The 16,418-nt window shown below is 61.0% G+C and carries 13 protein-coding genes; 7 read left to right on the top strand and 6 right to left on the bottom strand.

Translation table 11 applies throughout. The features are described from left to right. Window positions 1-163 precede the first annotated feature (163 nt). The 7 genes from RWJ89_RS02680 to RWJ89_RS02650 all read left to right on the top strand — a co-directional run bounded on the left by RWJ89_RS02680 (window position 164) and on the right by RWJ89_RS02650 (window position 7,762). Window positions 164-3,799: a PAS domain-containing protein gene (locus tag RWJ89_RS02680; RefSeq protein WP_316030536.1), complete on the top strand. Its 3,636-nt coding sequence runs from the start codon at window positions 164-166 to the stop codon at window positions 3,797-3,799. Continuing rightward, window positions 3,796-4,437, top strand: coding sequence for a response regulator transcription factor (locus RWJ89_RS02675; RefSeq protein WP_168280849.1), 642 nt, complete (start codon window positions 3,796-3,798; stop codon window positions 4,435-4,437). Before RWJ89_RS02680 ends, RWJ89_RS02675 begins: the two co-directional genes overlap by 4 nt. Window positions 4,438-4,439: 2 nt before the next feature. Beyond that, the gene (locus RWJ89_RS02670; RefSeq protein WP_017991339.1) at window positions 4,440-4,817 is read left to right on the top strand and encodes a response regulator; all 378 of its coding nucleotides are present in this window, start codon (window positions 4,440-4,442) and stop codon (window positions 4,815-4,817) included. A 1-nt stretch (window position 4,818) separates the two neighbouring features. Beyond that, the gene (locus tag RWJ89_RS02665; RefSeq protein WP_168280851.1) at window positions 4,819-5,511 is read left to right on the top strand and encodes a response regulator transcription factor; all 693 of its coding nucleotides are present in this window, start codon (window positions 4,819-4,821) and stop codon (window positions 5,509-5,511) included. Window positions 5,512-5,705: 194 nt separating this feature from the next. Continuing rightward, entirely contained in the window at window positions 5,706-6,059 is a 354-nt protein-coding gene (locus RWJ89_RS02660) for an ArsR/SmtB family transcription factor (RefSeq protein WP_168280852.1), read from the top strand. A 380-nt stretch (window positions 6,060-6,439) separates the two neighbouring features. Continuing rightward, on the top strand, window positions 6,440-7,105 hold the full coding sequence (locus tag RWJ89_RS02655) for a nitroreductase (protein WP_168280854.1): 666 nt from the start codon (window positions 6,440-6,442) through the stop codon (window positions 7,103-7,105). A gap of 84 nt (window positions 7,106-7,189) precedes the next feature. After that, entirely contained in the window at window positions 7,190-7,762 is a 573-nt protein-coding gene (locus RWJ89_RS02650; protein WP_131708119.1) for an NADPH-dependent FMN reductase, read from the top strand. Between the two features lie 180 nt (window positions 7,763-7,942). Here the strand turns inward: RWJ89_RS02650 and RWJ89_RS02645 are convergent, their stop codons facing one another. From RWJ89_RS02645 to RWJ89_RS02620, 6 genes are all read right to left on the bottom strand, one after another. Next, complete coding sequence (locus tag RWJ89_RS02645; protein WP_168280856.1) at window positions 7,943-9,130, bottom strand: galactarate dehydratase; 1,188 nt, start codon at window positions 9,128-9,130, stop codon at window positions 7,943-7,945. Between the two features lie 12 nt (window positions 9,131-9,142). Further along, window positions 9,143-10,354, bottom strand: a complete 1,212-nt coding sequence (locus RWJ89_RS02640; RefSeq protein WP_222060701.1) for a mandelate racemase/muconate lactonizing enzyme family protein — start codon at window positions 10,352-10,354, stop codon at window positions 9,143-9,145. Continuing rightward, complete coding sequence (locus RWJ89_RS02635) at window positions 10,351-12,087, bottom strand: ABC transporter ATP-binding protein (protein WP_222060703.1); 1,737 nt, start codon at window positions 12,085-12,087, stop codon at window positions 10,351-10,353. Before RWJ89_RS02635 ends, RWJ89_RS02640 begins: the two co-directional genes overlap by 4 nt. A gap of 7 nt (window positions 12,088-12,094) precedes the next feature. Further along, on the bottom strand, window positions 12,095-13,216 hold the full coding sequence (locus tag RWJ89_RS02630) for an ABC transporter permease (protein WP_168320429.1): 1,122 nt from the start codon (window positions 13,214-13,216) through the stop codon (window positions 12,095-12,097). Window positions 13,217-13,225: 9 nt separating this feature from the next. Further along, a complete protein-coding gene (locus RWJ89_RS02625; protein WP_003562632.1) occupies window positions 13,226-14,212 on the bottom strand; it encodes an ABC transporter permease in 987 nt (328 codons plus the stop codon). A gap of 123 nt (window positions 14,213-14,335) precedes the next feature. Next, window positions 14,336-16,273, bottom strand: a complete 1,938-nt coding sequence (locus RWJ89_RS02620) for an ABC transporter substrate-binding protein (RefSeq protein ID WP_316030535.1) — start codon at window positions 16,271-16,273, stop codon at window positions 14,336-14,338. Window positions 16,274-16,418: the final 145 nt, after the last annotated feature.

The following is a 16,418-nucleotide window of genomic DNA, read 5'->3' as shown; positions in this document are numbered from 1 at the left end:
ATTCCGGCTACATTCCCGCGCAATGCATGGGTTTCCATGAGTTGCGGTTGTGGTGTCGCGGGATTACGGTTTGAAGATGAGCGCTCCCGCCCCGAAATCGAGAACGACCGCTTCAGGAAATGCCGACGATCCCCCGGTTCTCTCTGTCCGGCAGGGGCAGTTGATGCTGAGCGTCTGGTCGCACCGTCCCCAGTTCCTGCATCTGGGGCTTTTCTTCCTCGCCTATGTACTCGCCTGCGGCTTCGCACAGTCGCTGGCAATCGTGCCGGGAACAGGTATTTCCATCTGGCCTCCGGGCGGGCTTTTCGTGGCTACGCTCATCCCCGCCTCCAGGCGCAGCTGGCCATGGTGGATCGTGGCTGGCTGCCTGGCAGAAATGTTCAGCAATTTCCTGTGGTTCTACAGCCCCGTGCCGGCGGCCTTCCTGATCTATGTCGGCAACGCTCTTGGAGCAATGGTCGCAGCATGGCTGGTGAACCGGGCCCTGAAGCATCCGGTTCGGATGGAGACCCTGCAGGAGGTTCTCACATTCGTCGTCCTGGCTGCCGGAATTGCACCGATCGTGAGCGCGACCGTGGGAAGTGCGACGCTCGCCTGGTTCGCGATCCAATCGCAATCCTTCGCGACGGCCTGGCCGCTATGGTGGATCGGAGACGCAACCGGGGTTCTGATCGTAGCGCCGCTGGCGCTGGTGCTCTTTCACAGCTGGCGCGGCAAGACGCAGTTCTCGACCGCGCAATGGGTGGAAGCCTGCGTCCTGGGGCTGATCTTTCTCGGTGTCGCGGCTCTTTCGCTCAGCGGCTATCTTCCCTTCGCCTATATCATCATGCCGCCTCTTCTTTGGGCGGCGGTCCGTTTCGAGTTCAAGGGTGCAGCCGTATCGCTCGCCCTGCTCGCTCTAATCACGGCGGTATTTACGGTAACCGGCGCCAGCCAATTTGTCGGCGACGCCGAGTCCCAAAAACACAAGCAGATCATGCTGCAGCTGTTTTTGGCCATTTCGGCATTTTCGGCGCTTATCGTTGCCGCCATATCCCGGCAGCACCAGCTGGCGGTGCTGACATTGCGCCAAAGCGTGGAGACGTTGCGCGACCGGGAGCGGGAACTCTCTCAGCTCGTGGACATGGTGCCGAGTCATGTCTGGCGTCTGACGCCCGACGGCGAGCCGACCTTTTTCAACAGGCGGATGGTCGATTTCCTCGGTCTCGACGTGGCGGACTCGGACAGGCCAGGCATCAGCCGGCTGGAGGCGGTCCTGCAGGCCATCGTTCATCCCGATGACGCAGCCGGGTTCAGGGACGCCCTTCGCCATTGCCTTGCAACCGGGGAGAGCTTCGTCATGCGGTATCGGCTGCGGCGCGCCGACGGTCTCTATCGCTGGATGTCGAGCCGCGCCGAGCCGATGCGCGATCAGGCCGGCAACATCGTCCAGTGGTACGGGCTTTGTCACGATATCGACGATCAGGTGCATGCCGAAGAGACCGTGCGCCGGAGCGAACGGCAGCTTCAACAGATGATCGATGCCGTGCCGGTCCGCATATGGAGCGTGGAACCAACAGGCGGATCGATCTACTTCAACAAACGCTACCAGGATCATTTCCACGCCGTCATCGCCAATTTTGACGCGCAGGCCGAAGCGCGTATCGATGAACTCCTGCAGCAGCTGGTCCATCCCGAGGATGCGTCCGAAGTGCAGCGCACGCTGCACACCTGTTTCGAAACCGGCGGCGGCACCACCATGCGGTTCCGCTGGCTTGAAAAGGACGGCGTCTATCGCTGGGCGGAATGCAGAGTGGAGCCTCGGCGTGACGACCACGGAACGGTCGTGCAATGGTACGGCGTCTCCCTCGACATCGACGAGGAGGTGCGTGCGCTGCAGGCGTTGCGCGACCGAGAGCGCGAGCTCTCGCAGCTCGTGGACATGGTCCCGGTGCAGATCAGGCGCCTGACGCCGGAAGGCGAGCCGGTCTTCTTCAACAAGCGCCTGATCGACTTTTTCGGTCTCGATGTTGGCCATATGGACAAGCCAGGCATGAGCCGCCTCTCGTCGGTCATTCACACCCTCGTCCATCCCGATGACGCATCAAGGTTGCTCGAGACGGTTCATCATTCCCTCGCCAGCGGCGATCCCTTCTCGATAAAATATCGCATGCGCCGTTTCGACGGAGCCTATCGCTGGGTCGATGGCCGAGCCGAGCCGCTACGCGATCAAAGCGGCGCGATCATGCAATGGTATGTCATCTCCGTCGACATCGACGATGAGATGCGCGCGCAGGAAGCGCTGCGCGACCGGGAGCGGGAGCTTTCCCAACTCGTGGACATGGTTCCGAGCCTGCTCTGGCGGCTCAATCCGGAAGGCTCTCCGACCTTCTTCAACCAACGCCTGATCGATTTTCTCGGTTTCGATATCGCCGATATGGAAAAGCCGGGCGTCAGCCGGCTGGCGGCGCTCATCGAGGCCGCCGTCCATCCCGACGATGCCGCCGGCCTCGAGCAAGCGCTCAACCATTCCTTCGCCACCGGGGAGCGCTTCTCCAGCCAGTATCGCCTGCGGCGTGCCGATGGCGTCTACCGCTGGGTGAAAGGCAGCGCGGAGCCGCTGCGGGATCAGAGCGGCCGGATCGTCCAATGGTATGGTCTGTCGCATGACATCGACGATCAACTGCGCGTCGAGGAGGCACTGCGGGAGAGAGAGCGTTCGCTTTGGCAGCTCGTTGAAACGCTGCCGGCAATGATCGATTGCGCAGCACCTGATGGAGAACCGATCTATCGCAGCCAGCAACTGCGCGATTTCCTCGGTTATAATCTCGAAGAGCTGGATGGAACGGACAAAACCCGGCTGGACGGCACACTCGATGCCGGTGTTCATCCCGACGATTTGGCAGGTGTCAAGGAAAACTATGCCCATTCATTGTCCACTGGCGAGCCCTATGCGCGTAGGCACCGTCTGCGGCGCCATGATGGTGAATATCGCTGGGTCGAGACGCGTGCGGCACCGATGCGCAATGCCGAAGGCGTCATCGTCCAGTGGAATGTCATCTGCCTTGATATCGACGGTGAGGTTCACACGGAGGAAGATCTGCGTCGAGCGCGAGAGGGTCTTGCACGGGCGAGCCAAGTGGCGAGCCTGGCCGAACTTTCAGCCTCCATTGCGCACGAGGTGAACCAGCCGCTCGCGGCCGTCGTGGCCAACTCACACGCTTGCCAGCGCTGGCTCATGGCCGAGCCGCCGAATATGGAGCGGGCACAGAGGACGGTCGAGCGCATCATCCGGGATGCCAACTCGGCGGCGGATGTCGTCAGCCGCATTCGCGCTCTGTTCAAGCAATCCGTAGACAGGAGGACCCCATCGACGCTCTCCGGTATCGTCAACGAAGCGCGCAACCTCATGGCCGACGAGGCCTGGCGTCGTCACGTTCGGATGGAGGTGGAGGTCGACGCCACCCTTCCGCTCATCGCAATCGACCGCGTCCAGATCCAGCAGGTTCTCATCAATCTCATCCGCAACGGCATCGAGGCAATGGACGCCACGACAGGCGACAGGGTCATTGAAATCCGCGTGCGCCAGATCGGGAATATCCTCCAGACCGAGATCAGCGATCGCGGCCAGGGCATCGAATTTCCCGAAAAGATGTTCGAGCCGTTCTTCACGACGAAGGAAAACGGCATGGGCATGGGGCTGGCCATCTGCCGCTCGATCGTCGAACTGCACGGCGGACGATTGTGGGCCGAGAAGAACAATCCGTGCGGAGCGACGTTGATCTTCACATTGCCTATTGAAACGAAGGCGGCGCCATGACGGCCGACGACCATATCGTCTTCATCGTCGACGACGATGAACGTATCCGGGAAGCGCTCGTCGAGCTGCTGGACTCGCACGGCATGCACGCCATCGCCTTCGAATCGGCCTGCGACTACGTGAGAGCGGACAAGCCGGATGTGCCCGCCTGCCTCGTACTGGATATCGAGCTGCCTGACATCAACGGTCTCGATCTGCAGAGACAGATCGCCGACAGGGATCATCCGCCGATCGTCTTCATTACGGGACACGGCGACATTCCCTCCTCCGTGCGTGCGATCAAGCATGGCGCGGTGGACTTCCTGACCAAGCCGTTCAGCGATGCGGATCTGATGGCGGCAATCCACGCGGCGATTGCTCAGGATCGGGAAAAGAGAGCCGAGCGCGCCGAGATCGACATGCTCAGACAACAATATCTCGACCTGACGCCGCGCGAGCGCGAGGTGCTGCCGCTCGTCGTCAGCGGCCTTCTCAACAAGCAGGCCGCAGCCGAACTGGGGATCAGCGAAGTCACGCTGCAGATCCACAGAAGAAACGTGATGCAGAAAATGGCCGCGGCATCACTCGCCGATCTGGTGCGGATCGCGGAGAGATTGGAAATACCGATAACCCACTCGCGCAGAGTGGGAGGGAATTGAACATGAACAAGACAAGACATGTCGTGGCAATTGTCGATGACGATCCAAGATTGCTTGAATCGATGGGCGACCTTTTGGAATCGGCGGGCTATGTGGCCCGCAGCTTCTCATCGGCGGGCTCGCTGCTCGTCAACGGGCTGTCGGACCTCGACCTGCTCATCACCGATATCGGAATGCCTGGCATCGACGGCTTCGAACTTCGTGACCTCGTGAGGAAGTCGCGTCCGGAGCTGCCGGTATTCATGATCACGGGCCGCCACGAAATAGCGGATCAGGGACGCGCTCAAGGCGCGAGCGGATTTTTCCGCAAGCCCTTCGATGCCCAGGCCCTGCTGGCGGCCATTGCCAACGCTTTGCGTAAATCGACAGATGGAGGGTGACATGAGAGTTGACCAGCCGTTGCTGCGGAGATCGGCGCCGCTATCATTGCAGTACAGTTATGAAGAGAACCAGCCGCTTGTCATTATCGTCGATGACGACGCATCGGTTCGCGAAGCGCTGTCGGAGCTGATCCTGTCGGCGGGTTTCCAGTCGACCAGTTTTGCTTCGACCCGAGAATTGCTTGACGCCGATATATTGGACTGCCCCGGCTGCCTGATCCTCGACGTGCGCATGCCAGGCGCAAGCGGCCTTCACCTGCAGAGCCATCTGGCCGAAAACGGCATTTCCAAGCCGATCATCTTCCTGACCGGGCATGGCGACATCCCGATGACCGTCCAGGCGATGAAGGCCGGCGCCGTGGATTTTCTCACCAAGCCGGTGCGAGACCAGACGTTGCTCGACGCCGTGACTGCCGGCATTGCGATGGATGCCGAGCGACGAGCCGAAGCGGCGATCACCAAGCGCAATATCAAACGCCTGGAGACACTGACGCAGCGCGAGCGCGAGGTCCTGCATGAAGTGGCGCGCGGCCGCCTCAACAAGCAGATCGCCTTCGACCTCGGCATCAGCGAAGTGACGGTCAAGCTGCATCGCAGCAATGTCATGCACAAGATGGAGGCGGCCTCCATCGGCGAACTGATCCGGGCCTGGGAAACACTGCCCGCACAAATGCGCCAGGTCGGCCCGCGCTAGTAGGCGAAGGATGCCGGCCTCGAAGAGGATCTGCCGCCGCTGTCCATTTGATGCGCGCCGTATCCGATTCGCGCCGGAAAAGACGGTACGGCGCCGAAAATGGGTTTCGGCCCCGCACCCATGCGTTATCTCTAAATTAAAGCTCGGGGATATGACCTGGTGCCCGGCTTTGGTTCCCCAAAGGAGATCTCGCCTTGAACAATCAATCGTCAGCTGCGCCTCCCCCTGAAACCAACGCCTTCGACAACGAAGCAAATTTCCTGTCGGCCATGGGGAATGCCAAACGGCTTCACATTCTGCATCTGTTGGCCGAAGGAGAAATGTCCGTGTCCGTCCTGGCTGACGAGGTGGGATTGAGCCAATCCTCGACTTCCCAGCATTTGGCAATTCTTCGAGAACAGGACCTCGTGCAAACGCGACGGGCTGCCCAGACGATCTACTATTCACTTCAATCCGACGCGGCCAGAGCGATGCTCGACACGCTCGCCGACATCTTCGGATGGTACCCTCACACCGAAATAGCACGTGCGCGAGCCGTGGGCGCCTGACAAAGGCGAAGCGTTGCTCTTGCGGCTTATGATTGGCGCCCAATTCCGCTGAGGATGATTTTGTAGTCACCTCAGGATCGGCGCCGCGGCAACGAAGAGCAATGCAAAGGCGAAGACCACGGTGTCGAGGAAGATGACTGCCGATCAATGGGCGAAATTCCAAGGCCTGGATGCAATCACGGGGGTCCAGCGATGCTTCGCCCACATGCCCCTCGAATGCCTCGATCCCTGATGTACGTTTGATATACGCCTCCTAGACGACGGTGTGATTACGCCTCCATTGCGAATGGAGATAATGAACCACATCAGGAACGGGAATAGTCAGGAGGAGACGACCATGACTATGGACGTACCGAACGACCGGCGGCATGGAGGCGATCATGGACGTATATGAGGCAGTCACAAGCCGACGGGCGGTGCGCGGATTCAAAGGCGAGCCTGTGAAGAGGGAGGTGCTTGAGCGAGTGCTGTCCGCCGCAGCTTGGTCGCCGTCAGGATCGAACATCCAGCCGTGGAACACCTATGTGATGACCGGCGCACCGCTGGCTGAGCTCAAGACGTCCGCCGTCGAGCGCGTGGCCCACGGCGACGCGTGGGACAAGCGGCAGTACGAGATGTACCCGGCCGTGCTGAAGTCCCCCTACGGGGAGCGCCGATCCGCCTTCGGCAAGGAGCGCTACAGCGCGCTCGGCATTGCGCGCGAGGACTGGGAGGCGCGCCAGCGGGCGGCGATCGCCAACTGGAACTGTTTCGGCGCGCCCGCCGCCCTGTTCTGCTACATCGACCGTGACTTGGGCCTAGCCCAATGGGCCGATGTCGGCATGTATCTGCAGACCGTCATGCTGCTGCTCCGCGCCGAAGGTCTGCACAGTTGCCCGCAGATGGCGTGGTCGCAGGTTCGCGAGACGGTCGCAGAAGTCCTGTCACCCCCGGACGAGCTCATCCTCTTCTGCGGCATGTCGATCGGGTACGAGGATCCCACGGTCAGTTACACCCGCACAGGCCGCGCCCCGCTCGACGAGACGGTCACGTTCGTCGGCGATTAGTTGCCTGCGATCGAAGGACAAGAGACCCTTCTTTGATTTTTGCGTATGATAGATCCTTTATCATGCGAGATATTGGAGACCGCCATGACCACGCATAAAGTAGGCTATCTCATCGGCAGCCTCGCAAAGGGCTCGATCAACCGCAAGCTCGCGAAAGCGTTGGTTCGGCTCGCGCCGCCGGAACTTGAAATGTCGGAGATATCCTTCAAGGACCTGCCGCTCTACAGCTACGACTATGACGCCGACTACCCTCCGGCTGGCAAGGCATTCAAGGCGGCAATAGCGGCCGTCGACGCCGTGCTGTTCGTCACGCCGGAATACAATCGATCCATACCCGGCGGGCTGAAAAATGCAATCGACTGGGCGAGCCGCCCCTACGGCACCAACTCGTTCACACGCAAGCCGTCAGCGGTGATCGGCACGTCGCCGGGCGCGATAGGCACAGCAGTCGCCCAGCAGAATTTGCGCAGTGTGCTCAGTTTCTGCAACTCTCCCCAGATGAATGCCCCGGAAGCTTACATTCAGTTCACACCGGGGCTGATCACCGATGACGGCGAGGTCACGAACGACAAAACCGCCGATTTCCTTCGCACCTTCATGCAGGACTTCCATATCTTCATCGCAAGGGTTCGCTCAGTGCTGCCGAAAGATGCCTAGAACAGAATGATTTTAGGCCGGCGGCCTAAAATCTGAATCCTGTTCTAAATTAAGTAGTTAGAGCATGATGTCGCCCGAAAACCGCTCACACTTTTCGGCATCATGCTCTAGAAGCGTCGCCCTGCGGGAGCTGGCCGCGCCATCCGAGCGGCCAGCTCCTGTTTTAAGCGGGCGATGCCTTCAGGCGAAGGCGTAGGAGCCGTCGGGCCGCTTCGGCACGCGCCGCTGCCAATGGATGTAACCTTCCTCTTCCATCGCCTTCTCGTCCATTTCGACGCCCCAGCCCGGCCGGTCGGGACGCAGCTCCAGATAGCCGTCCTTCGGCAGATAGGGATCGACGACGTAACGGGTTTCCCCCTCCCGCTTCTCGATATCGAGGCCGCCATAAACGTAGGCCTGTCCCTTCGGCAGCCGGTATTCGAGGATGCGGAAATTCTGTGCCGCCGCCGAAAAATGAACGTTGACCGCCGTCGCAAGCGGACCCATCGGGTTGTGCGGCGCCACGCCGACGAAGAAGGCTTCGGCGAGAGTGGCGATGCGGCGCATTTCGCTGATGCCGCCGACGACGCAGATGTCGGGCTGGATGAGATCGGCGCCCTTGACCTGCAGCAGCCGCAGGAACTCGTTTCTGTTGTAGAGCGACTCGCCGGTCGCAAGCGTGCAGTTGAGGCCCTGTTTCAGGTCGCCCCAGGCCTCGATATTTTCGGGACGCAGCGGCTCCTCGAAAAACAGCGGATCATAAGGCGCCAGCGCATTGCCGAGCTGGCGAGCCGCGATCGGCTCGAAAATCTTCGCATGGGCATCGAAGGCAATTTCGTATTCGTCATTGACTGTTTCGCGAAGCGAGCGGAAATAATCCGCCGAGGCTTTGACGACATTACCCCAGCGGTTAGAGTGCATGTCGATGCGCCAGGGGCTGAGCTTGAAGGCGGTAAAACCCCACCCCTCCTTGAGACGATCGAACTCGTCGCGGGCCGCCGGCGCATCCGGTGCGGTGTAGACACCGGCATAGACCTTGATGCGGTCGCGCACTTCGCCACCCAGCAGCTTGTAGACCGGGACATTCGCCGCCTTGGCAGCAAGGTCCCACAGGCAGTGATCGAGCGCGGAGATCGCGGCAAGACCAAGCGCTCCCGGCGGAAACCGGCTTTGCTGGATCAGCAGATTGACGAGATAGTCGACGCGTGTCGGATCCTGGCCGGAGAGAAATTCGTACAGATAATCCAAGAGGGGCGGCAGCGCCTTATCGGGGCCGTGATTGTAGCATTCGCCCCAGCCCATCAGCCCGTCATCGGTGTCGAGCGCGACGATCACGCGGGGGCGGTCCTTGTCGCGGGTCATGAAAACCCGCATGCGGTCGATCTTCATCTTTCTGTCCTTCTAGCGATTGAAATAGGTGCGGCGCGACTGGCGCGTCTGGACGTAGACATGCTCATTGTCGGTTCCGGGATTGTAGGCGCCGGCGCTTTGCGGCACCGAGACATTGCCGTCGCTGGGGAATCGCGCCACGAAGGCCTCGTCGATATCGCAGCCAAGTCCCGGGCCATCGGGAATGGCGATCAAACCGTCGACCTGTTGCGGGTGCGGCACGATCGTCTGGCGGCGGCCGTCCCAGTCGTCGTCGAGGCGTTCGAGGATGAGGGCGTTGGGGATCGCCGCAAGCAGTTGCAGGGCCGCATATTCCGCCACCGGCCCGAGCGAGCCCGAATGCGGCGCCATCTGAATATGATGCGCTTCGGCCATGGCTGCGATCTTCTTCATCTGAGTAATGCCGCCGGCCCTCCCGGTATCCGGCTGGATCACGTCGACCAGTTCCTTCTCGATGAGCTCCCGCTCGCCGAAGATGGTCGCAAAGCGCTCGCCGGCGGCAAGCGGCACATGCGCTGCGTCGCGGATGCGCCGGTAGCCGTCGACATTCTCCGGCGCGATCGGATCTTCCACCCACATCAATTCATAGGGTTCGAGCGCCCGCACCAGCCGGCAGGCATCCGCAGGCGTCAGCCACGGCGGCCCATGCAGATCGATGGCGATGTCCATGTCGTCGCCGACGGCCTCACGCAGCGCAGCAACCTTGCGGACCGGATCGGCGACGCCGCCGCACTTGATCGCCTTTATGCCGCGCTCCTTGAGGGCAAGCGCGCGCTCGGGTGTATTCGCATGCGAATAGATCGGGATCCGGTCGCGCACCTTGCCGCCGAGCAGCATCCAGACAGGCACGCCGAGCGCCTTGCCCTTGATGTCCCATAGCGCCATGTCGATCCCGGTCATCGCACCGCCGCCGACCGTCCCGAGCATGCCATGGCCCATCATGGCGATATGCATCTTCTGCCACAGCCGCTCGGTATGGGCCGGATCTTCGCCAATGAGGAGTGGGGCGAGATCATGGATCGCCGTCTCGACAACGCGCGGCCAGCCGGAGCATTCACCGATGCCGGTGATGCCCTCATCGGTATCGATCTTCAGAAAGAGCCAGTTCCTGGTGCCGCCGAACTGTTTCGAGGCGCCACTACTGGACCGTTGGTCGGAAGCCCAGTTCGCGGGATCGGGCTGACCGACATGCATGAGAAAAGTGCGGATCCCGGTGATTTTCATCTCTGAAAAGTTCCATTCTTCAGAATGCCTGGCTTCAGATTATCTGGCGCGACGTATCGGAAACGCCGCGATTGATCGCGATCACGCGGATCGGGGCGCGGGATCGCTGATATGAGCGCCTGCGTATAGGCATGCTCGGGTGTGCGGCAGACCTTCTCGGCGTCACCGATTTCGACGAGCTGGCCTTTGTACATGACGCCGACACGGTCACACATGTAGCGGATAACGCCGATATCATGACTGATGAAGATATAGGCGAGACCGAGTTCGTCCTGCAGGCGCATCAACAGATCGAGCACCTGCGAGCGCACCGAGACGTCGAGCGCCGAGGTTGCCTCGTCGGCAACGATGACGCGCGGATTGAGGGTGATGGCGCGAGCAATGCCGATGCGCTGACGCTGACCGCCGGAGAATGCGTGCGGGTAGCGCTCGCGCGCCCTCGGGTCGAGGCCAACCTGCTCCATCAGATGGCAAACGCGCTCCTCCAGCGCCCGCCCCTTTGCGACGCCATTGACGAGCAACGGCTCGCCAATGATCTGGGAGACGGTCATGCGTGGGTTGAGGGAGCCGAAAGGATCCTGGAAAACCATCCGCAATTCCCGCCTTGCTGCGGCAAGCGTCTGACCTTTTGCCGTTGCCAGATCGATGATGTCGCCGTCGGCGCGGCGATAGAGGATTTCGCCTGCAGTCGGATCGATCAGCCGCATGATCGAGCGGCCCATCGTCGTCTTGCCGGATCCGCTCTCGCCGACGATGCCGAGAGTCTCGCCCGGCAGAAGCGAAATGGAAACATCGTCCAGCGCTTTCACCTCGCCGAAATCCATTGATACATTGCGAAGTTCGAGGATCGGTGGCGCCGTCGTGTCGAGCGGCGGGCGCGCCAGCCGGATTTCGGCCTTCGCTTCCAGCTTCAGCACCGAGCCGATCAGCATGCGGGTATAGTCGTCTTTCGGCGCATGAAAGATCTGCTCGACCGGCGCATATTCCTTGGCGACGCCGTTGTGCATGACCAGCACATCGTCGGCGATCTGCGCCACAACACCCATGTCATGCGTGATGAAGAGAACGGCCATGCCCTTGGCCTTCTGCAGCCGGGCGATCAGGTCGAGAATTTCGGCCTGCGTCGTCACGTCGAGGGCCGTGGTCGGCTCGTCGGCGATCAGCAGCTGCGGTTTGCAGGCGAGCGCCATGGCAATCATCGCGCGCTGGCGCATCCCGCCGGAATATTGAAAGGCATATCGGTCCAGCGCTTTTTCCGGCGAGGGAATCTCGACCTGGCTGAGCAGCGATATGGCTTCCGCGCGCGCCTCTGCCTTACTCATCCGGGTGTGAAGGCGAAGCGCCTCGACGATCTGGTTGCCGACCGTGTGGATCGGTGAGAGCGACGACATCGGCTCCTGGAAGATCATGGCGATGTCGCGGCCGCGGATCGCTCGGATCTGACGCCCGCGCGGATTGAGGCTGGTCAGATCGATCGACCCGCCGTTCTGATCGTTCAGTGTGATCGATCCGCCGGATATGCGGCCGGGTGCATCGACGATCTGCAGGATCGAACGCGCCGTCACCGACTTGCCGGATCCGCTTTCGCCGACGACACAGAGGGTCTTGCCCGGCTCGATCGAGAAAGACAGATCGCTAACGGCGCGAAAGTCGCCGGTGCGCAGAGGGAACTCGACCGTCAGATTTTTCACCTGCAATAGCGGCCTGCCGGCAATAGGAAGGATATCGGTCATGCCGGCCTCATTTGTTGTAGGGGTCGGCCGCATCGCGCAGGCCGTCGCCGAGAAGGTTGAGCGCCATCACGGCGACCACGACGGCGCAGCCCGGCATGAAGAGCCATGGCGCGGTGGCGATCGAGCGAATGTTCTGGGCCTCGCGCAGAAGCACGCCCCAGGAGATGGTCGGCGGCTGCAGACCGAGCCCCAGGAAAGAGAGAGAGGTTTCGGCAAGGATCATCGCCGGCACCGCAAGCGTGATCGACGCGATGATATGGCTGGCGAAACTCGGCAGCATGTGGCGAAAAATGATGCGCCTTTCGCGAACGCCGTCGAGCCTCGCGGCGGCGACGAATTCCTCGGTGCGTAAGGACAGGAAGCGGCCGCGAACGACGCGGGCGAGCTGCGCCCAGCCGGTCAGCGAGAGGATGATCGTGATCATCATATATTGCAGCGTCGCAGGCCAGTCCTGCGGCAGGGCCGCGGCCATCGCCAGCCAGATCGGGATCGTCGGCAGCGACAGCACAAAATCGATCACTCGCTGCAGGAAGAAATCGATGCGGCCGCCGTAATACCCCGAGATGCCGCCGAGCACGATGCCGAGCATCAGCGAGAAGAAGACACCGACGAGGCCGATCGACAACGAAATCTGCGAGCCCTGCACCGTTCGGCTGAAGACGTCGCGCCCAAGCCTGTCGGCGCCGAACAGAAGCAGCGGCGTCGTCTTGTCGGGCGAGGCGATCAGATGGATGTTGGTCCTGAACAGGCCGAACACCGAATATTCATAGCCGCGCCCGAAGAACTGGACATCGACACGTTTCGTCGTGTCTTCCTTGAAGATGGCGGCCAGCGTTTCCGGATCGCGGGTCAGCTTCATCGGATAATAATGCGGGCCGAAGGAGAACCCGTTCTCGGTATCGATCAGATGCAATTTCTGCGGCGGGTGAAAGGTCGCTCGCGCATTTTGCAGGTACGGATCGTTGATGGCGAAGAAGCCGGGAATAAGGGCGACGATATACATCAGCACGGTGACGACGAGCGCCACCATGGCCAGCCGGTGCCGGCGGAAAGCCCACCAGATGAGCTGCCACTGGGATGCAACGGCGGCGCGATCCGGCGGAATGTTCGTAACGGTGATGTCGGCCATGTGAGGCTCCTATTCCAACCGGATGCGGGGATCGACCAGCGCAAGCAGTATGTCGCTGATCAAAGAGCCTATCAGCGTCAGCGCGCAGATCAGCAGGACGAAGGCGCCGGCGAGATACATGTCCTGGGCCATCAGCGCCTGCAGCAGCAAAGGTGCCGCCGTCGGCAGATTGAGAACGATGGCAACGACGACCGAGCCGGAAATGAGGTTGGGCAGCAACCAGGCAATCGTCGAGATGAACGGATTGAGCGCGATCATCAGAGGATATTTCATCAGCAGCCGGAATTCAGAGAGCCCTTTTGCCCGTGCCGTGGTCACGTAAGGTTTCGGCAGTTCATCGAGCATGTTGGCGCGCATGACGCGGATGAGGCTCGCCGTCGAAGAGACGGCAAGGATGATGACGGGAAGCCAGAGATGCGAGAAGAGGTCGACCATCTTGGCGAAGCTCCAGGACGCGTTCTCATATTCCGGCGAAAAGAGCCCGCCGACATCCTGTCCGAATTCGACCGCCGCGACATACATCAGCACCAGCGCCAGCAGAAAGGACGGAACGGCCAGGCCGAAGAAGGTGAAGGCGGTGAAGAAATAGTCGCCGATCGAATATTTGCGCACGGCGGAATAGACTCCGATCGGCAGCGCGATTGCCCAGGTAGCGATCAATGTCGACAGGGCCAGAACCAGCGTCAGCGCCATGCGCTCCCAGATCAGGTCCGAGACCGGCTGCTGCCATTCGAAGGAGATGCCGAAATCGCCGCGCGTGAGAATGCCCCATATCCATTTGAAATATTGGACGAGCATCGGGTCGCCGAGGCCGAAGCGCTCGCGCAATTGCGCCGCCGTGTTCTGATCGACGATCTCGTTTGATGCTGCCAGCGTCGCAATATAGGTCGTGACATAATCGCCCGGCGGCAGCTGGATCAGCACGAAAGCCAGGAAGCTGACGGCAAACAGCGATGGAATCATCCATAGGAAGCGTTTGGCGATAAAGACCAGCATGAGGCGCCTCTTGCATTGAACGCCGCCTTCCCGGCCTTGTCGGCCGTCAGGACCAGCAAGGCATCTCGGAGGGCGAACTGAAAGAAAGCGCCGTACCTGATGGTACGGCGCTTAAGACGAGAATCAGCTCGTGAAGGTGAATTGCTGCGGCAGCGCAGGCCCTGGATTAGGCCAGGACCAGCTATCCGGCTCCTTCTCGGGGACATTGCGCAGATTGTTGCGGATGATGCCGAAGCCGCCGACGGCAAGGCAAAGGCCGACGGTCTCGAACTCCTCGGCCGCGATGTCGAAGATCTGCTTCATGATCGCGCCGCGCTTGTCGAGATCGGCCGTCGAACGCGCTTCGTCGAAGAGCTTCATGCGCTTCTTCTGGCTTTCCGGCGGTTCTTCGCCGCGGGCACCGTTGGAGGTGTACCAAAGCGTCCACGGGATGGCGTAACGCGAACCCTGCGGATGGAAGGCGAAGAAATCGCGCGGATCGAGCATCGGATCGAGACCGCCAGGACCCGGCCACACCGCCGCATCATGGGCGTTGTCGTCGCCGCGGGTGTAATAGAGCGCCCGCTCGATCGTGTTGACCTTCATGTCGATACCGATCTGAGCCCAATGCGCCTTGACCAGTTCCAGGGCATCGACGAGGTCGGGATAAAGCGTCGGAATGACGTCGATCGAGAAGAACACCTTCTGGCCGTCCGGCCGGAGGCGAAAACCGTCGCCGCCTTTCTTATAGCCGGCCTCATCGAGCATTGCGCCTGCCTTGTCGGCGTCAAACTCGGTGAATTGGCGCGCATATGTCTCGTTATACCAGGGATGGGTCGGACGCGGCCCGGCCTGGTAGGGCTCGCTCTGTCCGAAATAGACGATGTCGATGAGCTCCTGGCGGTTGATGCCGATCGAGAGCGCTTGCCGGAACGCCTTGTCGGCAAACATCTTACGCATGGCAGGATCTTTGTGGGTGATGTTGAAGTAGATCTGGCACTGTTGCGCGGCCGAAGGCACGAGTGTCAGCAGCCGATAATCGCCCTTTTCCATGTTCTTGGACAGCGTCGGCTTGTTGGCGAGAACGCTGATGTGACGTTCCTGGATGTCGATCTTTCCAGAGATGACGTTCAGCATCAGCGATTCGACGTCCTGCGAGATGCCGAAGTTGATTTCATCGATGTAGGGGAGCTGATTGCCCTCGGTATCGACCTGCCAGAAATAAGGATTGCGGGTCATGACGACGCGCGTGGCACCCCCGGCATAGGGCTCCTTGACCACCCATGGATCGAGCGTCGGCTTGTCGACATTGCCCCATCGCGACGGGATCTCGATGTCGCCGCAACGGCTGCGGAACAGCTCTGTCCAACTGGTGACGCCGGCCTTCTTCGCATCGGCCTCGATATTGGGATTATATTTCGGCAGGAACTGGCTGCAGTAATGTTTCGGGAACAGCGTCGGATGCTGGCCAAGCGGTGTGGCGAGGTTTTCCAGGTAAAGCGCGTTGGCCGCAGCAAAGGTGAACTTCACTGTATAATCGTCAATCTTCTCGACCGTGACCGGCTTGCCGGCGACAGCAAGCTGCGCCGGTGTCGAGCTGTAGAGCTCGGTGTTCTTGACACAGTCTTCAATCGCGAAGACGACGTCATCGGCCGTAAAGGGATGACCGTCGGACCAGCGCACGCCTTCGATCAGATGGAAGGTGAATTGTGTTGCGTCGTCGCTGACCTCCCAGCGCTGGGCAAGGTTCGGCTGCACGGCGGTAAAATCGAGGTTCCAGCGCACAAGGCTCTGGTTGCCGACCATACGCAGGATGCCGTTATGGTCGGATGAACCGCGAAGGCCGCGGCGCAGCGAACCGCCATAGGTGCCGACCTTCTCGAACGGCGTCACGACCATCGGCTTTTTCGGCAGGCGCTCGGCGAGCGGCGGCAGCTTTCCATCCTTGGCGAGCTGCGCAAGGGCCGGCGCTTCGCCGCCTGCGGCAGAGACGCGACCGGCGATAGACAGCGCCGCGACACCAGCCATGCCGCCAAGCACGGCGCGGCGGGTGACGCCACGCGACAGTATTTCTTTGGCCATCGAATTCCTCCCTTTTGTGCCGGCGCAGCCTTTGCACCGGCTGATGCGGCGGGCTCCCGACCCGACGCTGACGCCCTCCTCGGCGCTACGACCGAAACCATAGACACGTTCTCAAATGATTACAAGAGTTGACAGATAATTACAA

It is taken from the genome of Rhizobium sp. 10PS4 (genome assembly GCF_032464805.1).
Lineage (GTDB): Bacteria > Pseudomonadota > Alphaproteobacteria > Rhizobiales > Rhizobiaceae > Rhizobium > Rhizobium laguerreae.
The sequence above is the reverse complement of the archived record's forward strand: the minus strand, read 5'-3'. Positions and strand labels throughout refer to the sequence as shown.

Excerpts from the sequence above, each read along its gene's own strand:
- RWJ89_RS02680 (WP_316030536.1), top strand. The coding sequence starts at position 164 with ATGCTGAGCGTCTGGTCGCACCGTCCCCAGTTCCTGCATCTGGGGCTT.
- RWJ89_RS02675 (WP_168280849.1), top strand. The coding sequence starts at position 3,796 with ATGACGGCCGACGACCATATCGTCTTCATCGTCGACGACGATGAACGT.
- RWJ89_RS02670 (WP_017991339.1), top strand. The coding sequence starts at position 4,440 with ATGAACAAGACAAGACATGTCGTGGCAATTGTCGATGACGATCCAAGA.
- RWJ89_RS02665 (WP_168280851.1), top strand. The coding sequence starts at position 4,819 with ATGAGAGTTGACCAGCCGTTGCTGCGGAGATCGGCGCCGCTATCATTG.
- RWJ89_RS02655 (WP_168280854.1), top strand. The coding sequence starts at position 6,440 with ATGGACGTATATGAGGCAGTCACAAGCCGACGGGCGGTGCGCGGATTC.
- RWJ89_RS02650 (WP_131708119.1), top strand. The coding sequence starts at position 7,190 with ATGACCACGCATAAAGTAGGCTATCTCATCGGCAGCCTCGCAAAGGGC.
- RWJ89_RS02645 (WP_168280856.1), bottom strand. The coding sequence starts at position 9,130 with ATGAAGATCGACCGCATGCGGGTTTTCATGACCCGCGACAAGGACCGC.
- RWJ89_RS02640 (WP_222060701.1), bottom strand. The coding sequence starts at position 10,354 with ATGAAAATCACCGGGATCCGCACTTTTCTCATGCATGTCGGTCAGCCC.
- RWJ89_RS02635 (WP_222060703.1), bottom strand. The coding sequence starts at position 12,087 with ATGACCGATATCCTTCCTATTGCCGGCAGGCCGCTATTGCAGGTGAAA.
- RWJ89_RS02630 (WP_168320429.1), bottom strand. The coding sequence starts at position 13,216 with ATGGCCGACATCACCGTTACGAACATTCCGCCGGATCGCGCCGCCGTT.
- RWJ89_RS02625 (WP_003562632.1), bottom strand. The coding sequence starts at position 14,212 with ATGCTGGTCTTTATCGCCAAACGCTTCCTATGGATGATTCCATCGCTG.
- RWJ89_RS02620 (WP_316030535.1), bottom strand. The coding sequence starts at position 16,273 with ATGGCCAAAGAAATACTGTCGCGTGGCGTCACCCGCCGCGCCGTGCTT.